The organism is Arthrobacter sp. ZGTC412 (assembly GCF_002929215.1).
Classification (GTDB): domain Bacteria; phylum Actinomycetota; class Actinomycetes; order Actinomycetales; family Micrococcaceae; genus Arthrobacter.
Genome location: NZ_PJII01000025.1, coordinates 24,856 through 48,845, shown reverse-complemented (window position 1 = coordinate 48,845; position 23,990 = coordinate 24,856). Strand labels below are relative to the sequence as shown.

25 protein-coding genes and 1 pseudogene are annotated in these 23,990 nt (G+C 65.5%); 14 read left to right on the top strand and 12 right to left on the bottom strand.

Annotated features, from left to right (window positions below; translation table 11 throughout):
- The first annotated feature begins 3 nt into the window (after nucleotides 1–3).
- The 3 genes from CXQ88_RS19925 (at nucleotide 4) to CXQ88_RS19915 (ending at nucleotide 2,558) form a co-directional block, all read left to right on the top strand.
- The gene (locus CXQ88_RS19925) at nucleotides 4–1,188 is read left to right on the top strand and encodes a fatty acid desaturase family protein (protein ID WP_104045858.1); all 1,185 of its coding nucleotides are present in this window, start codon (nucleotides 4–6) and stop codon (nucleotides 1,186–1,188) included.
- Nucleotides 1,189–1,428: 240 nt separating this feature from the next.
- Entirely contained in the window at nucleotides 1,429–1,626 is a 198-nt protein-coding gene (locus CXQ88_RS19920; RefSeq protein WP_104045857.1) for a hypothetical protein, read from the top strand.
- Between the two features lie 95 nt (nucleotides 1,627–1,721).
- The gene (locus CXQ88_RS19915; RefSeq protein WP_104045856.1) at nucleotides 1,722–2,558 is read left to right on the top strand and encodes an alpha/beta fold hydrolase; all 837 of its coding nucleotides are present in this window, start codon (nucleotides 1,722–1,724) and stop codon (nucleotides 2,556–2,558) included.
- 103 nt (nucleotides 2,559–2,661) lie between these two features.
- Here the strand turns inward: CXQ88_RS19915 and CXQ88_RS19910 are convergent, their stop codons facing one another.
- The 6 genes and pseudogenes from CXQ88_RS19910 to CXQ88_RS19885 form a co-directional block, all read right to left on the bottom strand.
- Nucleotides 2,662–4,263: a carbohydrate-binding domain-containing protein gene (locus CXQ88_RS19910; protein WP_104045855.1), complete on the bottom strand. Its 1,602-nt coding sequence runs from the start codon at nucleotides 4,261–4,263 to the stop codon at nucleotides 2,662–2,664.
- Between the two features lie 48 nt (nucleotides 4,264–4,311).
- Complete coding sequence (locus CXQ88_RS19905) at nucleotides 4,312–5,100, bottom strand: polyphosphate polymerase domain-containing protein (RefSeq protein WP_104045854.1); 789 nt, start codon at nucleotides 5,098–5,100, stop codon at nucleotides 4,312–4,314.
- A complete protein-coding gene (locus CXQ88_RS19900; RefSeq protein WP_373637804.1) occupies nucleotides 5,097–5,570 on the bottom strand; it encodes a DUF4956 domain-containing protein in 474 nt (157 codons plus the stop codon). Before CXQ88_RS19900 ends, CXQ88_RS19905 begins: the two co-directional genes overlap by 4 nt.
- A 32-nt stretch (nucleotides 5,571–5,602) precedes the next feature.
- Nucleotides 5,603–6,169, bottom strand: a pseudogene (locus CXQ88_RS19895) (phosphodiester glycosidase family protein); the annotation flags it as partial.
- 92 nt (nucleotides 6,170–6,261) lie between these two features.
- The gene (locus tag CXQ88_RS19890) at nucleotides 6,262–6,669 is read right to left on the bottom strand and encodes a response regulator transcription factor (RefSeq protein ID WP_104045852.1); all 408 of its coding nucleotides are present in this window, start codon (nucleotides 6,667–6,669) and stop codon (nucleotides 6,262–6,264) included.
- Between the two features lie 98 nt (nucleotides 6,670–6,767).
- The gene (locus CXQ88_RS19885; RefSeq protein WP_104045851.1) at nucleotides 6,768–7,511 is read right to left on the bottom strand and encodes a GAF and ANTAR domain-containing protein; all 744 of its coding nucleotides are present in this window, start codon (nucleotides 7,509–7,511) and stop codon (nucleotides 6,768–6,770) included.
- 296 nt (nucleotides 7,512–7,807) lie between these two features.
- Between CXQ88_RS19885 and CXQ88_RS19880 the strand changes: the two genes are divergently transcribed.
- The 3 genes from CXQ88_RS19880 to CXQ88_RS19870 all read left to right on the top strand — a co-directional run bounded on the left by CXQ88_RS19880 (nucleotide 7,808) and on the right by CXQ88_RS19870 (nucleotide 11,339).
- Entirely contained in the window at nucleotides 7,808–8,401 is a 594-nt protein-coding gene (locus CXQ88_RS19880) for an adenylate kinase (RefSeq protein WP_104045850.1), read from the top strand.
- On the top strand, nucleotides 8,398–9,270 hold the full coding sequence (locus tag CXQ88_RS19875; RefSeq protein WP_104045849.1) for an NAD-dependent epimerase/dehydratase family protein: 873 nt from the start codon (nucleotides 8,398–8,400) through the stop codon (nucleotides 9,268–9,270). Before CXQ88_RS19880 ends, CXQ88_RS19875 begins: the two co-directional genes overlap by 4 nt.
- A 167-nt stretch (nucleotides 9,271–9,437) precedes the next feature.
- Entirely contained in the window at nucleotides 9,438–11,339 is a 1,902-nt protein-coding gene (locus tag CXQ88_RS19870) for a S8 family serine peptidase (RefSeq protein WP_104045848.1), read from the top strand.
- A gap of 34 nt (nucleotides 11,340–11,373) precedes the next feature.
- Here the strand turns inward: CXQ88_RS19870 and CXQ88_RS19865 are convergent, their stop codons facing one another.
- Entirely contained in the window at nucleotides 11,374–12,486 is a 1,113-nt protein-coding gene (locus CXQ88_RS19865) for a DNA alkylation repair protein (protein ID WP_104045847.1), read from the bottom strand.
- Nucleotides 12,487–12,624: 138 nt separating this feature from the next.
- Here CXQ88_RS19865 and CXQ88_RS19860 point away from each other — a divergent pair, with 138 nt between their 5' ends.
- Nucleotides 12,625–13,428, top strand: a complete 804-nt coding sequence (locus CXQ88_RS19860) for a phosphatase PAP2 family protein (protein WP_104045846.1) — start codon at nucleotides 12,625–12,627, stop codon at nucleotides 13,426–13,428.
- 71 nt (nucleotides 13,429–13,499) lie between these two features.
- Here CXQ88_RS19860 and CXQ88_RS19855 read toward each other — a convergent pair whose 3' ends face one another.
- A complete protein-coding gene (locus CXQ88_RS19855) occupies nucleotides 13,500–13,826 on the bottom strand; it encodes a MerR family transcriptional regulator (RefSeq protein WP_104045845.1) in 327 nt (108 codons plus the stop codon).
- A gap of 139 nt (nucleotides 13,827–13,965) precedes the next feature.
- On the opposite strand from CXQ88_RS19855, the gene CXQ88_RS19850 reads away from it, so the two are divergent.
- The 3 genes from CXQ88_RS19850 (at nucleotide 13,966) to CXQ88_RS19840 (ending at nucleotide 15,392) form a co-directional block, all read left to right on the top strand.
- Entirely contained in the window at nucleotides 13,966–14,391 is a 426-nt protein-coding gene (locus CXQ88_RS19850; RefSeq protein ID WP_104045880.1) for an Hsp20/alpha crystallin family protein, read from the top strand.
- Between the two features lie 101 nt (nucleotides 14,392–14,492).
- The gene (locus tag CXQ88_RS19845; protein ID WP_104045844.1) at nucleotides 14,493–14,924 is read left to right on the top strand and encodes a J domain-containing protein; all 432 of its coding nucleotides are present in this window, start codon (nucleotides 14,493–14,495) and stop codon (nucleotides 14,922–14,924) included.
- Between the two features lie 90 nt (nucleotides 14,925–15,014).
- Nucleotides 15,015–15,392, top strand: a complete 378-nt coding sequence (locus tag CXQ88_RS19840) for a hypothetical protein (protein WP_104045843.1) — start codon at nucleotides 15,015–15,017, stop codon at nucleotides 15,390–15,392.
- A gap of 72 nt (nucleotides 15,393–15,464) precedes the next feature.
- Here the strand turns inward: CXQ88_RS19840 and CXQ88_RS19835 are convergent, their stop codons facing one another.
- Entirely contained in the window at nucleotides 15,465–16,853 is a 1,389-nt protein-coding gene (locus CXQ88_RS19835; RefSeq protein WP_104045842.1) for an AAA family ATPase, read from the bottom strand.
- Nucleotides 16,854–16,972: 119 nt separating this feature from the next.
- Between CXQ88_RS19835 and CXQ88_RS19830 the strand changes: the two genes are divergently transcribed.
- Nucleotides 16,973–18,535, top strand: a complete 1,563-nt coding sequence (locus CXQ88_RS19830) for a glycoside hydrolase family 1 protein (RefSeq protein WP_104045841.1) — start codon at nucleotides 16,973–16,975, stop codon at nucleotides 18,533–18,535.
- Nucleotides 18,536–18,603: 68 nt separating this feature from the next.
- Here CXQ88_RS19830 and CXQ88_RS19825 read toward each other — a convergent pair whose 3' ends face one another.
- Together CXQ88_RS19825 and CXQ88_RS19820 are read right to left on the bottom strand one after the other, a co-directional pair.
- A complete protein-coding gene (locus tag CXQ88_RS19825; protein ID WP_104045840.1) occupies nucleotides 18,604–19,695 on the bottom strand; it encodes an App1 family protein in 1,092 nt (363 codons plus the stop codon).
- A gap of 67 nt (nucleotides 19,696–19,762) precedes the next feature.
- Nucleotides 19,763–20,494, bottom strand: a complete 732-nt coding sequence (locus CXQ88_RS19820; protein WP_104045839.1) for a DUF72 domain-containing protein — start codon at nucleotides 20,492–20,494, stop codon at nucleotides 19,763–19,765.
- 87 nt (nucleotides 20,495–20,581) lie between these two features.
- Between CXQ88_RS19820 and CXQ88_RS19815 the strand changes: the two genes are divergently transcribed.
- The 3 genes from CXQ88_RS19815 to CXQ88_RS19805 all read left to right on the top strand — a co-directional run bounded on the left by CXQ88_RS19815 (nucleotide 20,582) and on the right by CXQ88_RS19805 (nucleotide 23,507).
- Nucleotides 20,582–22,390 carry a glycoside hydrolase family 15 protein gene (locus tag CXQ88_RS19815; RefSeq protein ID WP_104045838.1) on the top strand — a complete coding sequence of 603 codons (1,809 nt, stop codon included), beginning with the start codon at nucleotides 20,582–20,584 and terminating at the stop codon, nucleotides 22,388–22,390.
- A 116-nt stretch (nucleotides 22,391–22,506) separates the two neighbouring features.
- Entirely contained in the window at nucleotides 22,507–22,797 is a 291-nt protein-coding gene (locus tag CXQ88_RS19810; RefSeq protein WP_104045837.1) for a hypothetical protein, read from the top strand.
- Nucleotides 22,797–23,507 (top strand): HAD family hydrolase, encoded by a 711-nt coding sequence (locus CXQ88_RS19805; protein ID WP_104045836.1) that lies wholly within the window; start codon nucleotides 22,797–22,799, stop codon nucleotides 23,505–23,507. The genes CXQ88_RS19810 and CXQ88_RS19805 overlap by 1 nt, the downstream gene beginning before the upstream one ends.
- A 74-nt stretch (nucleotides 23,508–23,581) precedes the next feature.
- On the opposite strand, the gene CXQ88_RS19800 is transcribed toward CXQ88_RS19805, so the two are convergent.
- Entirely contained in the window at nucleotides 23,582–23,830 is a 249-nt protein-coding gene (locus CXQ88_RS19800; RefSeq protein WP_104045835.1) for a hypothetical protein, read from the bottom strand.
- Nucleotides 23,831–23,990 lie beyond the last annotated feature (160 nt).

The following is a 23,990-nucleotide window of genomic DNA, read 5'->3' as shown; positions in this document are numbered from 1 at the left end:
GGTATGTCTGTAATTACACCCAGCAAGCCCACACCCACCGAAGGCAGTTCCACCGGAGGGTCAAGGACGCGCCCCGGAAAGCTGGCAGAATCCGGCAGCCCCACCGTCCGGCCTCCCGCTGCCGCCCACCTGACCGACGAGCAGGTGGCCGAACTTGGACGCGAACTCGATGCCATCCGCGACGAGATCCTGGCCAAGCGCGGAGCATCCGACGCCGCGTACATCCGCCGGGTGATCAAGGTCCAGCGCGGCTTGGAGATCTCCGGCCGTGCTGCGCTGCTGGTCAGCAAGAACAAGGCCGCGTGGGTCACAGGCACCACGTTGCTGAGCCTGGCCAAGATCCTGGAAAACATGGAGATCGGGCACAACGTCCTGCACGGCCAGTGGGACTGGATGCGGGACCCGGACATCCACTCCACAACGTGGGAGTGGGATTTTGTCACCCCGTCGCGCTCCTGGCAGCACACGCACAACGACCTGCACCACCGCTGGACGAACGTGGTGGGCAAGGACAACGACGTCGGATACAACCTCCTGCGCATGGACGAGCAGCAGCCGTGGAAGCCCATTAACCTGGCCAACCCGCTGTTCAACGCCATTTTGGCGCCCCTCTTCGAGTGGGGCATCGCCATCTACGACCTCGAGCTCACGGAGTTCCAGGAAGGCAAGAAGTCCAAGGAAGCGCTGCTCAAGGACCTCAAGGCCCTGGGCAAGAAGGTTGTCACCCAGTTCACCAAGGACTACGCCGCAACCCCCGCCGTTGCGATGCTCACCGGTTCAGGCAAGCAGGCACTTTACGGAACCCTGACGGCCAATGCGGTCCGCAACGTCTGGGCCCACGCCGTCATTTTCTGCGGCCACTTCCCCGAAGGCACCGACACCTTCACGGAGGAAATGGCGGAAGGCGAAACCCGCGGCGACTGGTACATCCGCCAGATGATCGGCTCCGCCAACATCTCCGGGTCGAAATTCATGCACCTCATGACCGGCAACCTGTCGCACCAGATCGAGCACCACCTCTTCCCGGACCTGCCGTCCAACCGGTACGCCGAGGTAGCTCCGAGGGTCCGCGAGATCTGCCAGCGCTATGGCCTGAAGTACACCACAGGCCCGCTGCTGAAGCAGGTCGGCTCGACATGGGGAAAGATCTTCCGGCTGGCACTCCCGGACAAGCCGGCCAGCGCCTGATCAATGCACGGCCTGATTTGAGTAACGCCTGATGTAGAACACCGAATGCACCTCCGGTACCGGGAACCAACCTGGCGCCGGAGGTGCATTTTTGTTCGCCCTCCCCGACGCTCGATCACTTTCCGTACATTTTCCCCGACGCTCTATCACCTTTCGGGGACGTTCTTCAGTCGCTCTCTCACTTTTCGCAGCGGACGCCGCATAATTGATCCCACAGCCGCCGCGGCCTATGGAGGAATCATGCGGATTCTCGGAGCTCTTATTGTCATCTGGCTGATCATCGGCGGTGTTGCCGCCTGGCAGCGTGGCTACTTCGGTGGAGCGCCGGATAACTGTGCGCAAGCCGGGACGATAGCAATCACCATCGCCGCCGGCCCGTTGAACTACATGGGCGCCAATCCGCAGATAACGTGCGAGCTTCCGCAACCTTCCCAGTAGCGCAGGGCACGGCGGACCACCCTAGAGTAGGAATTGCGCGGGCAAGGCAGTTCTCCGCCCGCATCGATCCCACAGTCTCGAAAGGACCCTCCGCGATGGCTTTCATCACCGTTGGAACTGAAAACAGCACTGACATCGAGCTTTACTATGAGGACCATGGTTCGGGCCAGCCTGTCGTGCTGATCCACGGCTACCCCTTGGACGGCGCCTCCTGGGAAAAACAGGCAACCGCGCTGCTGAGCGCTGGCTACCGCGTCATCACCTATGACCGACGCGGCTTCGGCAAGTCGAGTAAGACCACCGTGGGATACGACTACGACACTTTCGCTGCCGATCTCGACACCATTTTAACCACCCTCGACCTGCGCGACGCTGTGCTGGTGGGCTTCTCCATGGGTACGGGCGAAGTGGCCCGCTACCTGAGCACCTACGGCTCGGCCCGGGTTTCCAAGGCGGCGTTCCTCGGTTCCCTCGAACCGTTCCTGCTGAAGACCGATGACAATCCCGACGGCGTTCCGCAGGAGGTCTTCGACGGATTGAATGAGGCAGTAACGGCAGACCGGTACGCCTTCTTCACAGAGTTTTTCAAGAACTTTTACAACAGTGACACGTTCCTGGGCACGCCGCGCCTCAGCCAGGAGGCCGTCACCGCCAGCTGGAACACCGCGGCCAGCGCCGGTGCCACCGCATCCGTTGCAGCCCAGCCCACCTGGCTCACGGACTTCCGGGAGGACATTCCCAAGATCGACGTTCCTGCCTTGATCCTCCATGGCACTGCGGACAACATTCTCCCCATCGATTCGACGGGACGGCTGTTCACGAAGGCCCTGCCCAGCGCCGAGTATGTGGAGATCGAGGGTGCCCCGCACGGCCTGCTGTTGACCCACGCGGCGGAGGTCAACGAAGCGCTGCTGCGCTTCCTCGCCAAGTAGTCCGCGCTTAGCGCAAGAACTCCGGCGACGGCGGGAGGCCGCCGTCGCCGGAGGTGAGCGAGGGTTTCGGGAGACTTTGCGGTAGGTGACAGAGCGTTGGGGGTTACCAGCGCGGTCCGCCGCCGCCCCCTGGGCCCTGGGCGGCGGTGTACTCGCCGGCCGTAACCGTGCCCTGCTCGGTAGCGCCGTCCAGTGAGCCTTCGCCCAGGCCGGCGCTGACGGTTGCCGTGCCGCCGGTGTAGATGGTGTATTCCTCACCTTCGGTGATGGCCGCGGAGGAAAACACCAGCGAGGCGGTGGCCTTGCTCGTGACAAACACCGCCACCACAGTGCCGGAGGAATCGCCGATCTGGACCACGGTTCCCGCGGTGACTGACGATCCCAGCGTTACCTGCACACCGGACTGCGTGGAGGAGGCGCCGGGGGTGACGGCCATACCCGCACTGCCGGCCGCTGCCAGGGTTCCACCGGTGACTGCCAGCTCGCCGTTAACGTCCAGTGCTCCGTTGCCGGAGTTGGTGGGGCCGTTGACCACCACAGTGCCGCCGGAGATGCTGGCATTGCCGTTGGAGTCCAGGCCGTCGCCCTGGGAGTTGATGGTCAGCAGTCCGCCGCTGACCTCCACGGTGTAGTCGCCTACGGCCATCTCGCCGCCGCCCATGCCCCCACCCATGCCGCCTTGGGGCGTCGTGCCAGTGGTGGTGCTGCTGCCGCCCGAGGCGTTCACGCCGTCGTCGTTTGCGGTGACGGTGGCGGTTCCGCCGGTCATGATGATGTGCTGGGCCTCCAGGCCCTCCTCCGACTCCTCAACAGTGGCGGTGCCGGCCGCGATGGTGAGGGTGTTGAAGGCCTTGATGCCGTCGTCGCCGGCGCTGACGTTCAGGGTGCCGCCATTGATCAGCACCCAGCCGCGGCCTTCGTCCTCCTCGTTGTCCGACTTGAAGCCGTCCCCGGCCGCGGACACCTGGTAGGCGCCGTCCAGCAGCACCGCGTAGTCCTTGCCCACAATGCCGTCATCAGCAGCGTCCACGGTGACGTTGCCCGCCGCCAGGACCAGGCCGTCCTTGGCAGAGATGCCATCGTTGAAGTTGCCGTCCACAGCCAGCGAACCGGTTCCGGCGATGGTCAGGTCTGCCATCGAGTACAGGGCGGCGTTCGGGGCGTCTGTCCCCTGATCCGCATAAGTGGAGGCATCGCTGAGGGTGTTCGAGGTTCCGTCCTCGAGGTAGACGATGGCCTCGTTGGCGCTCTGCACTACAAACGGTGAGCCGGTGGAACTGGTGACGCGCACGCCGTCGAAAATGATGCGGACCACGTCCTCCTCACCGGCGGCCACCGCCACCTGCCCGTCGGACAGCGAGCCGTGAAGGCGGTAGGTGCCGGCCGCGGTGATGGTGACGGTGTCGCCGTCGACCTTTACGGCGTCCGACGACGACGATGTCACAGTGCTGGCACCGTCCGCCAGGGTCACGACTACTTCGGACGCGGCATCCCAGGTGAGGTCGTCGTCGTCGTAATGCGTGTCCTCGGCCAGGGTATCCAGGGAGACGGCCTGGGCGGTGCCGGAAGTGTTGCCGGCGGAGGAGGCGCCGGTGCTGCTGATGGCCGAGACCCCGGTGGGGGTGGTGCCTGCCACCGAGCAACCGGCAAGGCCAATAGTGACAGCCAGGGCGGCAACGGAGAGATGGGTACGGAGGTTCTTCATGGGTGGTCCTTTGGGAAGTTTGGTGGGGGTGAATCGCGAAGGGGAAGGCTAGACGGCGGGCCGAAGGGACAGGCTGCGGCTCAACGTCCGGTTCCACCGGTTGGCGGGAAGGTCAGGGCAGAGCGCAGCCATCCCGGTGGCGAATTTGGAGATCCGGGAAGGCCGGACGCCGTAGGCCCAGAGATGCCGGTCGAGCAGGCCTGCGGTGGAGCCGGACTTGGTCTCCAGGATCACCGCATCGTCCAGCACCCAGGCGGGGTGGGACGGTCGCTGCCACGTCACGTGGGTGTCGATGGTGGCCCGGCTCCCGGACTCCGGCAGGTACAAAGTGGTCCGGTTGTACCGGGTTTCCAGTACCGGTCCCAGCGGATCCACGGGAACCGAACCGACGGCCGCAGTGAGCGTCTCGCGGACGTAGTCCAGGCCTTCGGCAGTGAGCCGGGCGCGGTCGTCAAGGTGGTACGCAATGCGCTCCTTGACTGTTGCTTCGCGAGCGCCTTCGGTCTTGACCTCCAGGAAGCTCACGGCGCTGTCCACGTAGGTTCTGGTGCGGATCTTGTAGCGCCTTCGGCGGCCGTGGGCGGCCAGCCGGTAGCTGTCCAGGTTGGCGGTGTCGAAGTAGACGGAGTCGTAGGCGAAGCTGCGGGAGCCGTCCATCTCGAGCACCCGCACATCTGCACGGAACGTACTCAGGAGTTGGCGGGCAAGCCCGGCGGGAACAACGTACTTCCGGTCCACGCGGGTCTGGAGTGCGGCCTCGCTGTTGAGCTCTTCCAGCCCCACGGGCGGAAGGAAGCGAAGATTACTGACGACGGCGGCGGTTGCGGCGGTGCTCATGCCGCACCTGCCCGGGCTGCGACATGTGCGGGAGCCGAGGCTACGGGGGCCGGCTCAGCCGGTGCCTGATCCGCATGCCGGGGTGCCGCCGTCGTGATTGCCGGGAAGCCGACGGGAGCGGCAAAGACGACCGGGGAGTAGGCGTACCGGACATCCACAATCGTCTTGTCGTTCACCAGGTCGAGCTCCTGGACGGTTGCGGAGTGCACCGTGCCGTGCAGGACTTCCTCCAGCCGGGCGTAAAGCTCGCCGTCCTCGGCGACTGCACGGTCCAGGATGACCGTCTGGTGCCGGTGGGCCGGCAGGACGCGGGGGTGGTCACCGACAAACATGACCAGCAGGATCAGGGCCATCAGCGAGCCGGTCAGCCAGAGCGGCTCGATGCCCAGGCCGGCGATCAGGCCCAGGGCCAGGGCTGAGAAGTAGTAGGCCACCTCGTGCTGCGCCAGCTCGGTGGAGCGGAGCCGGATGATGGACAGGACACCGAAGAGGCCCAGTCCCAGGCCCAGCCCGGCGGCCGAGCCGGACAGTGCACCAGGTGGTTCTCGCCAATAATCCCGACGGCGGTGCGCGGCTGTTCGCCCTGGATGGAGTGGTTGCCGAAGTTGGTGTCCACTTCCACGTCCTCGATCCCGGCGGCCACCTCGCCGTTGTCCAGCAGGGAGGGACCGAAGGAGAGGGTGTTCCAGACTCCGTCCGCCAGCAGTTCTTCGGCGGTGGTGGTGGTTTCGTCGTAGACCTTGACCGTGCCGTCGCGGTAGAACGCCAGGCCCTGGCGGGCACCCTCGTCCCGGAACACCACACCGATGTTCTCGCCGAAGCTGTCATTGGCGAAGGCGGACTGGAGGGTGGTGGCGTCATCGAGCACGACGTCGGCGACGTAGTAGGTGACGGTGCTGTCGCCGCTGCCGGTGGTCACCGTAGAGATGCGGATGTTCGAGCTGTCCGAGACGTAGGACGTGTCCTTGGTGACGGCGCCGGCGGACGCGGTGTCCGCCGTCGTACTTGTTCCTATGGAGGTGCCCTCTGAGGTGCCTGGCTGGCTAGCCTCGTAGGCGGAGACGTCTGAGAACAGCCCCTGCGGTGACGGCGCGCCGGAAGCGGCTGCCTTTACGGAGTTTGGTCTGGTGAGGAGTCATGCCTCATTTCTAGGCAGGCAAACTAGCAGAGGGATTTGCCGGAGATGTGCGGCGTCTGTGAAAGGGGCGCCGGACAGAGCTGTTCCGCCAGGGCCTGGAGTTCCTCGGGGTGGAAGGGCTTGGTGAGGTAGGCGGCGGCGCCGGACGCCATTCCCGCCAGCACGTCGTCGTTCTCGGACCTGGCAGTGAGGAACAGCAGGGGAGCCTTGCTCAGCGCCCGGAGCGCACGGGCCACCACATGTCCGTCCATGTCCGGCAGTCCCAGGTCCAGGGTTACCAGCGCGACGGCAGGGTCCGCTGCTGCTGCGATGCCCTCTGCACCAGTGCCGACGGCCCGCACCTGGAATCCTGCGCGGGTCAGGACCATCGTAATCAGTCCGCGGATATCGTCGTTGTCCTCAACGACGAGGCAGACACGCTTCTTTTTCATTGGAGCCCCCGGCAAAGTTGGCATCAGTCTACCGCCGCGGTCCCAGTGCGCAGGTAACAGTGGCGGGCGAGCCAGCGAAGAGGCCTGACGCCGGGCTGCTATCCGTCGTAATGAGTGCGCGCCCGGCCCTGGCCCAGGGAGTTGACCACCGCCGTGGCAACCTCATGCAGCTTCGAATTGCGGGTGCTGGACGCGGTCTTCAAAATCTCGAAGGCGTCGAGCTGGCTGCACCTGCTCTGGGCCATGATGATGCCCACGGCCATGTCGATCACTGTGCGCGATTCCAGGGTGGCCCGCAGGTTTGCCGCGGTCTCACTGTAATGCGCAAAGCGGACGGCGAGCCGGAGCGCGAGGGAGGTCTGGCTGACGAAGTCTTCGGCGAACTTGAGCAGACGTTCTTCAAAACGGTTGGGCCGGCCCGAGTACAGCAGCAACGCAGCCTTGGTCTCCCCTTCCAGCTGGAAGGGCAGCGCCAGGACTGAGCGGACGCCCTCGCCCAGCAACGCCGCGGAGTATTCAGGCCATTGGCCGTCCTCGCGGATTTCCGGCACCTGGACGGTCTCCTGGCTGGTGGAGGCTGTCATGCTGGGCGTTTCGTTGAACTCGTACTCAAGGCGCGCAACGGCCTCGGCGGCCGGGCTGCTGCTGGCCACCGTGGCGGCTTTCCGATGCCGCAGCAGGGTTATGGCGCACAGGATCTCGTCGCCGGGCTCGGACAGATTGCGGGCGGCCACCTGCGCGAGTTCGTTAAGGAAGTCCTCAACGTCGGAGCTGTTGAGGACAAGTTCATGCAGGTGCTCAGTAACAGATGTATCAGTTTTTGCAGTTGACTCGCTGGCCACGGTTTCTCTGTGCCATTCGCTCAGGTCAAAACGAGCAGGTAACATGCTCCGTCCGCCCAACGGGGGGCGGGAGGCAGCAATGCTCGCTGGATCGACGAACTCTCCAACGGCCTGCTGCTAAACCGATACTCAGAAGTATATACATCCTGTGGGGCCGGAAAACGTCGTTTTGACGCGGCGTGGGTACGCGGGCGCTGGCGCTGGAACGGGCATTACAGGCAGAATGGGGCACGCGCCGGCGCTGCCGGTGCCGGACCCGGAAACCAGCGTTTGCTGCGCTATGGAGGGACAGAAACTTGACCAGATTGCTCATCATCGGTCCGCCAGGCTCCGGCAAGGGTACGCAGGCGGAGAACCTCGCCCGGCACTTCGGCATCCCCGCCGTCTCTACGGGTGAAATCTTCCGCAGCAATGTCGGCCGGCAGACGGAACTGGGCAATGAAGCCGCAAAGTACCTCGACGACGGCGACTTCGTACCGGACCACCTCACCAACGCCCTGGTCAAGGACCGGCTCCTTGACGCCGACGTCCAGGCCGGCTTTCTTCTGGACGGCTACCCGCGCACCGCGCCCCAAGTGCTCGAACTCGACAATATGCTTGCCTCGCAGGGGCATGGGATCGATGCAGTCATCGAGCTCCGGGCCCCCGATGCCGAGCTGGAACAGCGGATGCTGCGGCGTGCCCAGGACGAGGGCCGCAGGGACGATACGGTGGACGTGTTCCGGCGCCGCCTCGATCTCTATCACCGTGAGACGCACGAAGTCGTGTCCGTCTACGCAGGGCGGGGTTTGCTGGTGCCGGTGAACGGCAGCGGCGACCCCGGCGACATCACCAAACTTGCGATCACCGCCGTCGAACGCTTCATCAACGAAAAAGGAGAACGCGCATGAGGGTGGCAGTAACCGGAGGAAGCGGAAAGCTGGGGCGGCACGTGGTGCGCAGACTCACCGGCGACGGGCACCAGGTGCTCAACCTTGACCGCGCGGGGGAGCGGAACCCCGGGCTGGTGGTGGTGGACCTCCGAAACTACGGCGAGGTTGTGGATGTCCTGCTCGGCCTGGACGACCGGCACGGCGGGTTCGACGCAGTGGTCCACCTCGGTGCCGTTCCCGCGCCCGGCATCATCCCGGACGCCGCCACGTTCGAGAACAATATGCTCGCCACCTACAACGTGTTTCAGGCAGCCCGGCGGGCCGGAATCAAGAAGGTAGTCTACGCCTCGAGCGAGACAGTGCTGGGACTGCCGTTCGACGTCGACCCGCCCTACATTCCCGTTGACGAGGAGTACCCCGCCCGGCCGGAGAGCACCTACTCGCTGGTGAAGCACCTCGAGGAACAGATGGCTATGGAGCTGACGCGGTGGGACCCCGAGCTGAGCATCTCCGGCCTCCGGTTCTCCAACGTCATGGACGTTGAGGACTACGACGGGTTTCCCGCGTTCAACGCCGATGCCACGCTGCGGAAATGGAACCTCTGGAGCTACATCGACGGCCGCGACGGCGCGCAGGCCGTGGTCCGCGCGCTCGAAAACGCCAAGCCGGGCTTCGAAGCGTACATCATCGCCAACGCGGACACGGTGATGAACCGGTCCAGCGCGGAACTGGCGGCGGAGGTGTTCCCCGCCGTCAAAGTCACCAAGGACCTTGGCGAGCACGAGACCATGCTGTCCATTGACAAGGCCAGGCGCCTGCTCAATTTTGAGCCCGAATACTCCTGGCGGAACCACCAGCCGAACATCCCCGCGGGAGCCTCAATCTGACCCCTGGCGTCCAGCCGCAGGAATCCCAAAGGGTTGGCACAGGATCCTGCAAAGACCCGGTTCCGGTGCGGAAACGGGTCCTAGTCTTTTGGTAGGGCGGATGATCTACCTGCCCGCGCAGCCCGCAACGCCGAAGCAAGGACCCCAAAATTCGCACTCCATACTTTGTGCTGCCCGCCGCAGCAGTGCTGGTTACCGCCTTCGCCCTTCACGCAGCCGCCGTGCCGGCATCAGCTGCTCCGCCGGCTAATGCCGGAGCAGCGGGCCGCTACATCGTCCACTACGCAGCGAACACAGATGTTGCCGCAGAGGTGGCCGGAATGCGGGGGCAGGGACTTGCCGTCGGCCGTACCTTTGCCCACGCCTTCCGTGGCGCAGTGGTGAATGCCCATCCAGCACAGGCGGCTGCGCTGGCACGCTCCGGCCGCGTGGTCTCGGTGGAGGTCGATGCACCCGTCAGTCTCTCCGCATCCCAGCAGCCTGCACCCTGGGGCCTGGACCGGGTGGACCAGAGGTCCTTGCCCTTGTCCGGGTCCTACTCCTGGACGGCATCCGGAGCAGGTGTGAGTGCCTATGTTGTGGACACCGGTGTCCTTGCCTCGCACGCAGATTTCGGCGGCCGGGTGGCAGCAGGCTGGTCCGCCGTAGCTGACGGCCGGGGCTCGAGCGACTGCAACGGACATGGCACCCACGTGGCCGGATCGGTGGCCGGATCCACCTACGGTGTGGCCAAGGCCGCCACCGTGGTGCCGGTCCGTGTGCTCGACTGCAACGGCTCCGGCTACAACTCGGACGTGGTGGCGGGCCTGGACTGGATCGCCGCCCACCACACGGCCGGGACGCCGGCAGTGGCCAACCTCAGCCTGGGCGGCGCCGCCAGCTCCGCTGTTGATGCGGCCATCCAGGCTGTTATGAACGACGGCGTCACCGCGGTGGTTGCCGCCGGCAACTCCGCCGTGGATGCCTGCAGCAACTCTCCAGCCCGCGTCCCCGGAGCAGTAACGGTGGCTGCCAGCGACTCCAGTGACCGGCAGGCGTCCTTCTCCAACTTCGGCTCCTGCGTGGACCTTTATGCCCCCGGTGTGGGCATCACCTCGGCCCACCACACCTCTGCCACCGCCACGGTGTCCATGTCCGGAACCTCCATGGCCGCTCCCCACGCGGCCGGGGCAGCCGCAGTGCTGCTTTCCCAGAACCCCGCCCTCTCTCCGGCCCAAGTTGCAGGTGCGTTGGCATCCAACGCCACCGCCGGAGCGGTTGCCGGAGCCACCAGCGGTACCCCAAACCGCTTGCTGTTTGCCGGCGCTGCTGCTCCAGCACCCGCACCTGTTCCGGCGCTTGCGCCTGCGCCCGCTCCGGCGCCTGCGCCTGCGCCCGCTCCGGCGCCTGCGCCTGCGCCCGCTCCGGCGCCTGCGCCTGCGCCCGCTCCGGCGCCCACCGTCGCCGCCACCACCCCGGGAGCCAACGCAACGGCCGCGGCAACGGGAACAAATGTCACGGCCACTTTCAGTGCCGCCGTCCAGGGCGTCACCACGGGGACGTTTGTGCTCAAGAACGCGGCGGGCAGCACCATCCCTGCCGGCGTCACGTACAACGCCACCACCCGCACCGCCACCCTTAACCCGGCCGCCGGCCTGGCCACGGACACCCGCTACACGGCCACGCTGGTGGGCGGCGCCTCGGCCATCCGTGACAGCGCAGGAACCCCGCTGGCGGCCACCAGCTGGAGCTTTGTTACCGGTGCCGCGCCCGTGGTCACCGGCTACACCCCCGGCAGCAAGGCACTGCTGGTACGCCGGACAAACAACATCAGCGTTGCCTTCAATGAGGCCGTCCAGGGGGTCAACGGAACCACCTTCACGGTGAAGAATGCCGCTACCGGTGCCGTGGTGCCGGCGGCCGTTTTCCGGAACGCCACCACCAATGAGTGGATCCTTGACCCCCAGCAGGCATTGGCCGCCAGGACCAAGTACACCGTGACGGTGACCGGCGGCAGCGCCGGCGTGCGCGACCTTGCCGGGAACCCGTTCGCAGGCAGGACCTGGCAGTTCACCACTGGTTCGTTCTAGGCTCCGGGCACGAACTGGGCCATCGCAGCAGGAACTACGCCATTTCCAGCAGGAACTCGGTGCGCCCATGCACGGCGCCGTTGATCTGAAGCTCCAGCGCATGCAGTCCCGGATGGTGCACCCTGGTGGTCATCTGCCTGAACGCGTGGCGCTTGGACAGGCTCCTGCTCTCGCCCGGCGCAAGGGTCAGGGTTGAGATCTTGAAGACCTTCGCCGACTGGCTGCCATTGGCCTTGCGGTAGTGGACCAGGTAATCCACCGCGAGGCGCACGTCCTCGGTGCCGGTATTGGCAATCTCAAAGGCAAAGGTCAGCTCACCTGGCACCGAGAGAATTTCCTGATCGAGGCGCGGCCCGGACACAGCCACCGACGCCGGCATGAAGCCCAGCAGCGCCAGCGCGCCGGGATGTCCCTTTTTGACGAGCGTGCGGAGCCCATGGCGGACCACCCATGCAGTGTTGCCGTCCGGTGCGGAGAGCCACTGACCAGCTGTGGCCACAACAGCACTGGGTGCATGCCGGGCGAGATCGTTAAGGTGGTTGGCCACAGAACGCCGGACGTATTCCGACGGGTCGCGGTAGAGGGCGGTGAGGATCGGCAGGGTGGCTTCGGGCCGCTGAACGAGGGCCGGGACGCGCACGGCCCACGGCAGGTAGGGACGCGTGCCCTCGCTCGCGAGACGGCGGACGTGCTCATCGCAGTTGGCCGTCCATATTTGGATTGCGGCCAGGGCCCGGTCCGGATCCCTGGCAAGGAGGCGGCGGACGGCGAATTCCCCGGTGAGCCTTGGCGTCAGTTCAGCGAGCAGGGCCAGGCAGTCGTCGAAGTCCTCCGTTGCACCTGCCGCGAGGGCGAGGGTGACGGCCGCCTCCGAAACCGGCCAGAGGACCCACCCGGTGAACTCCGGAACGGACAGTGCCGCCCGGAAGCTGACGGATGCAGTGGTATATCCCGGGACCGGACTCGTGCATATGTCCGCCACAAGGGCTTCGGCCACGAGATCGGTCCGCGCGCGTAAGTTCAGGTCCCCAAGCAGGGATCCGGCAGCAGCCGTTTGTGCCCACTGCACTGCTGGCGCGCTTTCCGCCAGGATGCGGGTAAGCGCTTCAATGCGTGGCGGATCGATCAGTTCATTCATAACGCCCATGCAGTCAGGCTACCGCCGGGGTACGACGATTCAGGCTGCCCATCCGCACCCTGACGGAAAGACCGTTGGCTACTGATCAAAGCCGGGCAGGCGGGATAATCTTCCCCTTAAGCATTTCTTCACCACCTAGGGATGGGCATGGCAGGACAGCAGGGGTCAGTGGGTTCCGGAGCTACCGGGAAAAGTGCCGGCAAGTGGAGGGTCTTCCACGACAAGTTCGTGGTGGAGGAGCGCTATCTGGAGCCGGGCGACCGGCGCGGCCTGTACCGGTCAGCCATCATCCTTGCCGTGTTGGGGGTGGCGCTCTTCCTCGCCACCCTGATCAGTGTGGTGCAGGCGGATGGCCTGTCCGCCGCCGACGGTCCCGCTCGAGACTTGCTGCTCGGGCTGAGGTCCGAAGCCCTTACGGCGGTCATGATCTTCCTGGCCGTGGTCTTCGGTCCCATTGCCCTCCCCATCATTGTCCTGGTGGTGGTTGTCGCGTGGGGACTTGCTGCGAAGCATGCCTGGCGTCCAATTCTCCTGGCGTCCGCGATGCTCAGCGGGGTCATCATTTCGCAGATCATCCTCCATATTGTGCGGCGGTCGCGTCCGCCGGTGGATCAGATGCTCTTCGGCATCGACCACACCTTTTCGTTCCCGTCCGGACACGTCCTGGGAGCATGCGACTTCCTGCTGGTGGGCGCCTTTTTGATCTACTCCCGGCGCAGCAACCGGCGGGCCGCCGTGTTCGGATTCCTCGGGGCGGGCATCGGCATTGTGCTGGCAGCGCTGAGCCGGTTGTACCTGGGGTACCACTGGCTCAGCGATGCCCTGGCGTCGCTTTCGCTGTCCCTGATTATCCTGGGCGGAGTCATCGCCCTGGATACGTGGCGGACGGCGAGGATTCCGGGCGAGCGGATCACCGGCGAACTGTCGAAGGCGGACGCTCCGGGCGACTGAACCGGGATCAACAGCCGTCAGCGCACCTGTCAAACGGCCACTTTGGCTGCCGGCTCCCGGTTGCAGATCCTTTAGGCGGGCGGCCGGGCCCGGGCCCGGGCCCGTTTGAGGGCAAGATGGAGCTTGACGTTGGCTTCCTCGAGTTCCAGCACCTTGGCTACGCCGGCGAGGTTCAGGCCCTGTTCCAGGAGTTCCCCGATCCGAAGCAGCACCGCGATATCCGCGTCACTGTACTGCCGCGTGCCGCCGGAAGTGCGCGACGGCGTCAGCAGGCCCCGCGTCTCATAGAGCCGGATGTTCTGCTGGCCTGTGCCTGCCAGCTTCGCCGCCACAGAGATGGCATACAGTGCGCGACCCTTTGCGGGCACTGGGGCCCGTCCTTCTTCCCGTTCTGCCATCTGTTGTCTCCAAAAAACTGTGATGAGTCTTGCTTCAGTGTTTTTCAGGTGTTATAAAAAATCTGTATCCACCACTATAGATCGTGGGGGTGGATATGATACCGATCCAACATCTAACAAGCTGAAGGAGTGGGAAATGATGTTAATGCGCACGGACCCGTTCCGTGAGCTGGACCGGCTCACGCAGCAGGTCTTCGGAACTGCCGCCCGTCCGGCCGCCATGCCTATGGATGCATGGCAGGAAGACGGGGAGTTTGTGGTGGCCTTCGATCTTCCGGGCGTCAAGCTTAATTCGCTGGACCTGAACGTTGAACGCAACGTCCTCACGGTCCGGGCGGAACGCCAGGATCCCACCCAGCCCAATGTGGAGCTGGTGGCCTCCGAGCGTCCGCGCGGCGTCTTCAGCCGCCAGTTGATCCTGGGCGACACCCTGAACACGGACAACATCAAGGCCAGCTACGACCAAGGTGTCCTGACGCTGCGGATCCCCGTGGCGGAACAGGCCAAGCCTCGCAAGATCGAAATCGAGACGCAGCAGAGCCAGATGCACGAAATCGGAACCTAGGCCGGCAGTGGCGGGCGCAGGGCAATCCTGGTTGTCCCTGCGCCGCCCGCGTTCGGCACTGCCCGTTTGCCGGGTTAGCCCCGTGGAACCGGAAGACTGACATGAGCAATACCCCGGATTACTATGCCACCCTGCACGTCCCGCATGACGCCTCCCAGCAGCAGATCTCGCGTGCCTACCGGGCCCTGATGCGCAGCCATCATCCGGACATGGAAGGCGGCCGGGGACCAGTCGGCGGGCAGAAGGGAGCGCAGAAAGGCCTGGAAGGCGGGGCGCAGAAGACCGACGCAGTTGGCGGCGCGTCGTCCGAGGCCGAGCTGCTGCGAATCATGCAGGCTTTTGCCGTGCTGCGCGATCCTGTCCGGCGGGAGGCGTACGACCGGGACGTGAAGGCAGAACCGACAGCCCGCGCAGCACCGGCGTCCCGGACCGGGACGGACATCCCGGTCCGGAAGGTCCGGCACCAGGCCGGTTCCTCCGGGAACACCATTCGAATCACCCCCGTGCGTTGGGAAAGAGGCCCGTGGGCCTGATAGCCGAGTGGCCTGCCTGAACCCGGCCAAGCGGGATGTTGCAGACCCGACGGGACCCACCCGGCACCACTTCGAGAGGCGGAGAACTGTATGAGCGACTGGCGCCGCTACGATTCACACCTGATGCCTGCGTTCCAAGAGCGCTTCGAGCAGCGCTGGGGCAAGGGCACCGCGTCATTCCTGGATCCGGAAGCGCACGAGGAACCCCTTCCCCGAGCCCAGTGGATCAACCCGGCAACCGGCGCGGCGCTGGCTGTGGTGCCGGTATGGACAAACGACGAAAGGCAGCAGCGGTCCTTCGGGGTGTTCTACCTTCCGCCCGCGGGCGACATCTGGGTCCTGCGGCCGGGCTACACCGGGTACCTCGAACCGGCCGACGGCGACACGGAGCACCTGGTTACACTCCGGAACGATGCCTTCCGCAAGGCTGTGGCGCACGCAAAAGAATTCCTGTTCGGTGACCAGTGAGGCCGAACCAGCGAGAACCCGGCCGCCACTAAGCCCGTTAGACCCGGGCGCCCCGAACAGCAAAGGTTGCCGTCAAAAGGTCCCCACAGCTCCACTGCCCAGCAGGCTCCGCGTCAGGGATTCGGCGTCGCCCAACAGCTCTTCCGCAGCCGCTGCCAGGTGGGAGTCGGACACCGGCACATCCTCAAGGGCCGCGGCCACCACAGCCCGACGTACCAGTTCGCGGGCGAACGACGCTGTGGTTCCGTCGGTACGTTCGGCGGCGGCAGCCACGGCGTCGGGACTGAAACCGGCCTGCCGGCCGTAAAGCCGAATGAGCTCCGTCCGCTCATTGAGCGCGGGCAACGGGATCTCCACGGCGAGGTCCACCCGTCCGGGCCGCTGCGCCAGCGCACGCTCCAGCATGTCCGGCCGGTTGGTGGTGAGGACAAAGGCGACGTCGGCGTCGTTATCCAGGCCGTCCATGGCATCCAGGACTTCAAAGAGCAGCGGCTGCGGCCCGTGGCCGAAACTCCAGTCCTCCGCGATGAGGTCGCAGTCCTCCAGCACCACCATCGAGGGCTGCAACGCACGTGCCATCCGCGCCGCCTCCGAAATCCGGGCAAGGGAACCGCCGCTGAGGAGGATGGCAGTGGTGCCCTCGCTCTGGCCGAGCAGATACCGCACGGTATGCGTCTTGCCGGTCCCTGGCGGACCGTACAGCAGCACGCCCCGCTTGAGGTGCTGGCCGTGGCGCTTCAGGGACTCCCGGTGCGCGGCGATGCCAACCGCGTGGCCCGCCACCTTCTGCAGGAGGCCCTTCGGAAGGATAACTTCATGCCCCGGCAGGTGCGGCCGGTGATGGAAGGTCACCCCGCCGCTGCTCGGCCCGAATTCACCCATGCTCATGGAAATGACCTGCCCTTTCAGGACGCTCTCGCTGTCCATCCGTCGCCGGTATTCAGCCAGGAACGCGGCGCCCGTTTCGGTATTTTCCGGTGCCACCTCAAGGGAAGCGGTCTGCCGCCCGGAGCGGGGATCCGCCGCGCGCTGCAGAACAGCCAGCCGGCCGCCGTCGTACGTCAAAAGACGCAGCCCGAACCCCACCGCCTGGCGCTGGGCATCCGGCCCCACTGCCAGGTTGACGTAGTCCGGCTGGGCGAGCGGGAACTGCGGGAAGGCCTGCGACTGCTGAAGCATGTCGCTCAACGACTGATGGTGCCGCTGGCCGCCGCCGCCAATCCCCACCAGCCGGCTTTCCGGGTCCATGGCGGCAAGCCCTGCCATCACAATGTCCGCGTCCACGAACCTGTGGGGCGGGATCTCTTCCTCCACCACGGCGAGGTCTTCGGCAGCCAGCCCCAGGTGTCCGGTCAGCGTATCCAGCAGCTGCACCCCGGCCTGGCGCCGATGGCTGCGGGCCTGTGCCAGCTGCACCAAATCAGCAAAATCGTCGATGAACTTCCCCAGTTTTTCATCCATTCCCAGACCCTAGCAGCACGCTCACCAGCACCCTGCGAATCATGCGAAGATATGGTCTTGACCTCGCGTGGGTTCAAGGATTCCGCGTGTAACGTCCTGTCCGTAGTAAGGGTTATTCAATGCATATTTCCGCCAGGGACCTCGCCGCACTCATCCCGCCGGGGTTCACCCTTGGAGTGGCAACATCAGCCTTCCAGATCGAAGGCGCGCTGGATGAGGACGGCCGCGGACCTGCAGGCTGGGATGTGTTTTCGGCCAAGCCCGGCAACATCGTCGAGGACCACAGCCCGGTAATGGCCTGCGACCACTATCACCGCATGCCGCAGGACGTGGCCCTCATAAAGCAGCTGGGCGTGGACTCGTACCGGTTCTCGTTCGCCTGGCCCCGCATCCAGCCCACCGGCAGCGGACCTGCGAACAAGGCCGGCCTGGCCTTTTATGACCGGCTCCTGGACGAACTCCTCGCCAATGGAATCTCGCCCATGGCCACGATCTACCACTGGGACACGCCCCTGGCCCTGGACGAGGCAGGTGGCTGGATGAACCGCGACACCGCCTACCGGCTGGGAGAGTACGCCGGCATCCTTGCCGAGGCCTTCGGTGACAGGGTGGCGCGGTGGGTGACCATCAATGAGCCCGCCACCGTGAGCACCAACGGGTATTCGCTGGGCCTGCACTCGCCCGGGGAGGAGCTCGTCCTGAACGCCTTCCCCACCATCCACCACCAACTGCTGGGCCACGGCCTTGCGGTGCAGGCCCTGCGGGCGGCGAAAGTCCCCGGCGAGATCGGCATGACAAACGTCTACTCGCCCATGGTCCCGAACTCCATTAACCCGCTGGACTACATCAGCGCGGGCATGATGGACCTGGCCCAGAACCGGCTCTACGCGGACCCCGTGCTGACCGGCAAATATCCGGATCTGATCCGCGCGGCCAAGTTCTTCAGCTCCTTCGAGCACCCGCCCGAAGACATGGAAATCATTTCCCAGCCCCTCGATTTCTACGGGCTGAACTATTACATGCCCACCAAGGTTGCCGTCGGGCCCGGCGCCGGTGCGGTGCCGGCGAGCATGGCCGAGGCGATGGGCAGCGACCTCAGTGCGGCGGGCAGCGGCGGAACCCCCTTCCACGTGGAAACCTGGCCCGAAGCGGACATCACGGCCTACGGCTGGCCGGTCAAGCCCGAGTACATGGCGGTGGCGCTGAAGGAAATGGCCGAACGGTACCCCAACCTGCCACCGGTCATCCTCACCGAGGGCGGGGCCAGCTTCGAGGACATCATCGTCCGGGACAAGTCCACCAACACCCGGTTCATTCCGGACGAGCGCCGCCTGAAGTACCTCTCGGACCACCTTGAGGCAGCGCTGCGGGCCACCGCCCCGGGTGGTGACGCCGAGTCCATTGATCTGCGCGGCTATTACGTCTGGTCCCTCATGGACAACTTTGAGTGGTCAGCCGGCTACAACCAGCCCTTCGGCCTGCTTCATGTGGACTTCGACACCCTGGAACGGACACCCAAGGCGTCCTACTACTGGTATCAGGAACTCATCGAGGAGCGCGACCTCGCCATCGCGGCTGATGTTGCCATCGCACAGGCAGCGGCGTCCGGGGATCTTGATGCTGGGGTTCTTGATACGGAAGCGCCCGACGACGGCGTGTCGCCTCTGGGTGCCAGCGCCTAGGGAATTGGGCTGGCAAGGCCTGGGGCGGGGACGCGCGGCCGTCAGCACGCGCGTCCCCGCCCTAGGCTTTAGAGCACGTCCAGCGTGGTGAGCTGCTTGGCCATGCCGGCACCATCCGGGGAGTAGATCCACGGCACGTGGGACGCGGTGTGGTCCCCGTCCTCCGAGTGGCCGCCGGCGAACACTGACTCGCTGACGGACAGTTGCCGGATGGCGATGGCGGCAACCCTGTGCGGGTTCTCCTGCGCAAATTCTGAGTAGATCGCTTCGTCGTGCTGGCCGTTGTCACCGATCAGGAGCCAGCGCATGTCCGGGAACTCGCTGGCCAGACGCGCCAGGTTGCGAAGCTTGTGGTCCTGGCCGCTGCGGAACCAGCGGTCCTGCGTCAGGCCCCAATCCGTGAGGAGCAGGGCGCCGGACGGATACATGTTGCGGGTCAGGAACCGGGCCAGCGTGGGGGCCGCATTCCAGGGCCCCGTGGACAGGTAGATCACCGGCGCGTCAGGGTGCTCGATGGTGAGCCGGTCCAGCAGCACGGCCATGCCGGGGGTGGCCATGCGGGCCCGCTCGCTGAGGACGAAGGTGTTCCAGAGGGCCAGGAACGGCCTGGGCAGGGCTGTCACCATCACGGTGTCATCGATGTCCGAGACGATTCCGAACTTCACGTCCGGGGCAATGACCCGGATTCTGGCCTCCACAGGTTCTGTTCCTTCGGCCCGGAGGACGGCCGTGTGCCAGCCCGGCGAAAGGTGGACTTTCACCTCCGTATCAATCAGCCCGCCCCGGTCCGCCCGGACATGGGTAACAACATCGCCGATGGTGATCTCGACGTCGGTGAACTGCAGCGGCACGCTGGTGAAGGCGCGCCAGCCGCGGAGGTTCTGGTTGCCATTCTGCGCGGCGTGCTCCGCTTTGCTCCCCGGAAGGGGCTTCTGCGTCAGCAGGACCCGCCCCAGGACCCGAACCTGGCTGGTGGAGCCGTAGCCCTGGTAGGCGATGGTCTGGGGAATAAACTTCCAGCGCTTGGCCAGCCGGATCCGCACCGTGTTAACGGCGTCCGAGATCCGGTGTGCCAGCCGGAACACCTGGTTTCCCGAGAGCGCGTCCGGGAGCAGAGTGTGCGCTGTTTTCTCTGACGAATTGTTCGGAGCCGTGTCCATGGCTCCACTCTGCCACAGGGCCACGCCGGTGGAAGAGAGCGCCGGCCCCTGCAGACGGTGTGTGACGTCAGCCTTCTCCCAGGATCCCGCGCAGGGTCTCGGCGTTCCGCACGGCGTGACCTTCGCCGTCGTTATTGAAATAGGCGTAAACGTCCAGGCCGTTGGCGGACCACTCCCGGATCCGGTCCGCCCACCAGTGCAGGTCCGCATCGGAGTAGGAACCGGCGTACAGGTGCTGGTGGTCCGGCCCGTGCAGCCGGACATAGGTGAAGGGCGCCGTGGTGCGCAGGATGCAGGGAAGATTGGCGCCGCTCATGATGCAGTAGGCAGCCTGGTGGCGCTCCAGCAGGGCGAACACCTCGGGGCAGTCCCAGCTGGGGTGCCGGAACTCCACGGTGACCCGGATCCAGTCCGGGACTGCGGCCAGGAAGTAGTCCAGCCGGGCATCGTCCCGTTCCATTCCGGGCGGCAGCTGGACCAGGAGGACGGCCCGCTTATCCCCGAGTTCATGCCAGCAGCGCGTGATGCGCTCCATCCACACCTCGGGTTCGTAGAGCTTCCGGGCGTGGGTCAGGCCGCGGGGAGCCTTCACGGACATGTTGAAGCCGGGCGGCAACCGCTGGTTCCAGCCGGCAAAAGTAGTGTCCCGGGGCCAGCGGTAGAAGCTGGCATTGAGTTCAACGGTATGGAAACGGGCCACGTAATGCTGGAGCCGGTTCTTAACCGGCAGCTTGGGCGGATAGAGCACGTTCTCCCAGTGGTTGTAGCTCCATCCGGAGGTGCCGATGTGGATTGCCATGAATGCCTCCGTGACTGCTGCCAATGTTTTTGAGGCTACACCCCGCTGCCCGGCCCACTCGGAGGCCGGCTGTGGCAGGGTAAGGGCATGGCGCGAATTGAAGACTATGCAGTTGTCGGTGACCTCCATACAGGGGCACTGGTCAACAAAGAGGGCTCCATCGACTGGCTTTGCCTTCCCCGGTTCGATTCCCCCGCGTGCTTCAACGCGCTGCTGGACACTCCCGACGCCGGGCGCTGGCTCCTTGCGCCGACAAGCGGCGGCGCCTGTACGCGCCGGGGCTACCGGGACGGCAGCCTCATCCTGGAAACAGAGTGGGAAACCCCCGAAGGAACCGTCCGGGTCATCGACTTTATGCCACCCCGGGATTCGGTGGCGGACATTGTCCGGATCGTCGAAGGCGTCAGCGGAAGCGTAAAGATGCATGGCGAACTGACCCTCCGCTTTGACTACGGCCACATCATCCCCTGGGTGCGCCGGGACGAATACGGCCTGCACGCCATCGCCGGCCCGGACGCCGTCTACTTTGTCACCCCGGCCCCGCTTCACAGCGAGAACATGCACACCGTCAGCGACTTCACCGTCAACGCGGGGGAGCGGGTCCCCTTTGTCCTCACCTGGGCACCCAGCCATGTTGGACGGCCGCATACCGTTGACGCCGAAGAAGTGCTGGGGACCACCTTTGCGTACTGGCGCGGCTGGGCTTCGCAGTGCACGGTGGCCGGCAAGTACAAGGAGGCTGTGGTCCGGTCCCTCGTGACGTTGAAGGCCCTGACGTACGCCCCGACCGGCGGCATCGTGGCGGCTGTGACCACCTCACTGCCTGAGCAGCTGGGAGGCCCCCGCAACTGGGACTACCGCTACTGCTGGCTGCGCGATGCAACCATGACGCTCCAGGCGCTGCTGGCTGCAGGTTACACCGCCGAAGCTGCTGCCTGGCGGGACTGGCTGTTGCGGGCCGTGGCCGGCGACCCCGCGGACCTGCAGATCATGTACGGCATCCACGGTGAACGCCGCCTGCCCGAGATGGAACTGCCCTGGCTGAAGGGCTACGAAAACTCATCCCCGGTGCGCATCGGCAACGGCGCCGCCGAGCAGCTCCAGCTGGACGTGTGGGGGGAAGTGCTCGACTGCCTGGCCCTGACGCGCAACTCCCTGCTCACGCACTCCGACGAGGCGTGGGACGTACAGGTGGCACTGATGGAGCATCTCGAGACCATCTGGGACCAGCCCGACAACGGGCTCTGGGAAATGCGCGGTCCCCGCCGCCACTTCACCCACTCGAAGGTGATGGCCTGGGTCGCCGCGGACCGGATGGTGAAGGGTGTCCGCGAATCTGGACTGCCCGGGCCGGTGGAGCGCTGGGAGACACTGCGGGACACCATCCACCGGGACGTGATGGCCAACGGATTCGACGCCCGCCGGAACACCTTTGTGCAGTCCTACGGCCGGCCGGAGCTCGACGCCAGCCTGCTCCTGATTCCGCGCGTGGGGTTCCTGCCGCCCGATGATCCCCGCGTCATCGGAACCATCGAAGCCATCCGGCGGGAGCTGACCGAGGACGGGTTTGTGCTCCGGTACCGCCCCGCCGAGAGCGACGACGGACTGCCCGGCGATGAGGGCGTCTTCCTGGCCTGTTCCTTCTGGCTGGTGGAGGCGCTGCTGGGCGCAGGCCGCCACGACGAATCCCGGGAACTCTTCGAGCGCCTCCTGGAATTGCGCAACGATGTGGGGCTGTTGAGTGAGGAATGGGGCGTCCGGGCGGGCCGGCAACTGGGCAATACGCCCCAGGCCTTCAGCCACTTCGCACTTGTGACTAGCGCTTTGGAGCTGCATCAGGATACGGTTCGGCGAAGTGACACCCCCATCCCGCCGGAAACGGCGGCAGCGCGCTGAGGCGGCGCGTACAGGGGTCTGACTTCTCCTTCGCAGAACAGATAAGTATACTTACTAACACCTCATGGAGTGCTCCAGTAAGCACAGTGCCGTGACTGACGGAGGAGTGATTGCAAATGGCCGGGTATTTTGAGCTCGTGGATGCGCCCGACGGCGGCTACAGAATTCGGATGATGGACGGAGCCGGGAACCTGATGGCCATCTCGGTGACTTTCCCCACGAAAAGGGCAGCGGTTGCCGGAGTGGCGATGGCGCGGGAGATCGCAGGAACGGGTCTCATCAGGGATAAGAGCCACGATGGCGCCGGCACCGTGATCCGGGAGCGTGTGCGTCCCGTGAGCACAGCCAAGGACGACGCCGCCCGGGCCAGGAAAACTCCCGAGGCCAGGCGGGCTGCGGTGAGCTGATGGCCCCGCAGGACTTCGGATCCCCTGACGGCGGGCGCCGGCAGGGGATCCTCTTCGACGTTGACGGCACCCTGATCGACTCGTCGTACATCCACACCATCTCCTGGTGGGGGGCCTTCCGCCAGCAGGGCTATGACATTCCAATGGCGTCCATCCACTACTACGTGGGCATGGGCGGCGACCGCCTGGTGGACAGCCTCCTGCCTGCGGACCGGGACAGGTCCCTGGATTCCGAAATTATGGCCAGCCACGGCGCCCTGTACGCCTCGCACTGGCCCGCGCTGCGTACCTTCGACGGTGCCAGGGACCTGCTCGCCCAATGCCATGCCGCGGGGCTCGCTGTTGCCCTCGCCTCCTCGGCGCGCAAGCAGGATCTGCAGGTGATGAAGGCCGTTCTGGATTCAGATGCCTTCCTCGATGCCGCCACCAGTGCCAATGATGCCAAGGAAAGCAAGCCTGCCCCGGACATCCTCGTCGCCGCCCTGGAAGCTATCGGCGTGGAGGCAGCGGACGCCGTGTACGTGGGGGACGCGGTCTGGGACATGAAGGCGGCGACCGCCCTGGGAATGCCGGCGATAGGAGTCACCTGCGGCGGAGTCAGCGCCGCGGTGCTCCGCGACGCCGGGGCGGTGGAAGTCTACGACAGCCCGCGCGACCTGCTGGAGAACTTGACCTCAAGCGCCATTGGCAGGCTCCTCGCCGGCCCCTGACTCCTCACGCCCGCCTTCAGGCGCCGCGTTGCCTGCCGCGCCACCCGTCGTCGTAAATCTTAGGATGCCGCGCATCAGAGCGTCTGGCCGCCGGCCACCGTGTCCTCGTTGCCCGCATTTTCGGGCTTGTCCCAGGAAACCGCCACGCGCACCGAGCCGTCGTCGCTCCGGTCAATATCCGTCACTACGTCGGTTGGGCTGGCGCCCATCTCCACGATCCTCTCGCGGTAGCTTTCCACGAGCAGTTCCAGGCTTTCCTCCGTCCACTCCCCGGGGCGCATGCGGGTGGAGATTTCAACCGGTTCGGGCTGGTACAGCGACATGTCGTTCCTCTTTCGCTCGTGCGGGTCCGTGGGTGTGCTTGTTCCTACGCTAGAAGCCACACGGCCCGACGACAAGGATTTTAGTCAGCCTGCTTACTTTTTCTTGCGGGAACCGATAGCGTCGAAGGGCAGGCGGCCAGCCCCGACTGCAGCGGAAAAC

Bases quoted from the DNA above. Each gene is read 5' to 3' on its own strand.
- CXQ88_RS19925 (WP_104045858.1), top strand. From the start codon at position 4: ATGTCTGTAATTACACCCAGCAAGCCCACACCCACCGAAGGCAGTTCC.
- CXQ88_RS19920 (WP_104045857.1), top strand. From the start codon at position 1,429: ATGCGGATTCTCGGAGCTCTTATTGTCATCTGGCTGATCATCGGCGGT.
- CXQ88_RS19915 (WP_104045856.1), top strand. From the start codon at position 1,722: ATGGCTTTCATCACCGTTGGAACTGAAAACAGCACTGACATCGAGCTT.
- CXQ88_RS19910 (WP_104045855.1), bottom strand. From the start codon at position 4,263: ATGAAGAACCTCCGTACCCATCTCTCCGTTGCCGCCCTGGCTGTCACT.
- CXQ88_RS19905 (WP_104045854.1), bottom strand. From the start codon at position 5,100: ATGAGCACCGCCGCAACCGCCGCCGTCGTCAGTAATCTTCGCTTCCTT.
- CXQ88_RS19890 (WP_104045852.1), bottom strand. From the start codon at position 6,669: ATGAAAAAGAAGCGTGTCTGCCTCGTCGTTGAGGACAACGACGATATC.
- CXQ88_RS19875 (WP_104045849.1), top strand. From the start codon at position 8,398: ATGAGGGTGGCAGTAACCGGAGGAAGCGGAAAGCTGGGGCGGCACGTG.
- CXQ88_RS19865 (WP_104045847.1), bottom strand. From the start codon at position 12,486: ATGGGCGTTATGAATGAACTGATCGATCCGCCACGCATTGAAGCGCTT.
- CXQ88_RS19860 (WP_104045846.1), top strand. From the start codon at position 12,625: ATGGCAGGACAGCAGGGGTCAGTGGGTTCCGGAGCTACCGGGAAAAGT.
- CXQ88_RS19855 (WP_104045845.1), bottom strand. From the start codon at position 13,826: ATGGCAGAACGGGAAGAAGGACGGGCCCCAGTGCCCGCAAAGGGTCGC.
- CXQ88_RS19850 (WP_104045880.1), top strand. From the start codon at position 13,966: ATGTTAATGCGCACGGACCCGTTCCGTGAGCTGGACCGGCTCACGCAG.
- CXQ88_RS19845 (WP_104045844.1), top strand. From the start codon at position 14,493: ATGAGCAATACCCCGGATTACTATGCCACCCTGCACGTCCCGCATGAC.
- CXQ88_RS19840 (WP_104045843.1), top strand. From the start codon at position 15,015: ATGAGCGACTGGCGCCGCTACGATTCACACCTGATGCCTGCGTTCCAA.
- CXQ88_RS19835 (WP_104045842.1), bottom strand. From the start codon at position 16,853: ATGGATGAAAAACTGGGGAAGTTCATCGACGATTTTGCTGATTTGGTG.
- CXQ88_RS19830 (WP_104045841.1), top strand. From the start codon at position 16,973: ATGCATATTTCCGCCAGGGACCTCGCCGCACTCATCCCGCCGGGGTTC.
- CXQ88_RS19825 (WP_104045840.1), bottom strand. From the start codon at position 19,695: ATGGACACGGCTCCGAACAATTCGTCAGAGAAAACAGCGCACACTCTG.
- CXQ88_RS19820 (WP_104045839.1), bottom strand. From the start codon at position 20,494: ATGGCAATCCACATCGGCACCTCCGGATGGAGCTACAACCACTGGGAG.
- CXQ88_RS19815 (WP_104045838.1), top strand. From the start codon at position 20,582: ATGGCGCGAATTGAAGACTATGCAGTTGTCGGTGACCTCCATACAGGG.
- CXQ88_RS19810 (WP_104045837.1), top strand. From the start codon at position 22,507: ATGGCCGGGTATTTTGAGCTCGTGGATGCGCCCGACGGCGGCTACAGA.
- CXQ88_RS19805 (WP_104045836.1), top strand. From the start codon at position 22,797: ATGGCCCCGCAGGACTTCGGATCCCCTGACGGCGGGCGCCGGCAGGGG.
- CXQ88_RS19800 (WP_104045835.1), bottom strand. From the start codon at position 23,830: ATGTCGCTGTACCAGCCCGAACCGGTTGAAATCTCCACCCGCATGCGC.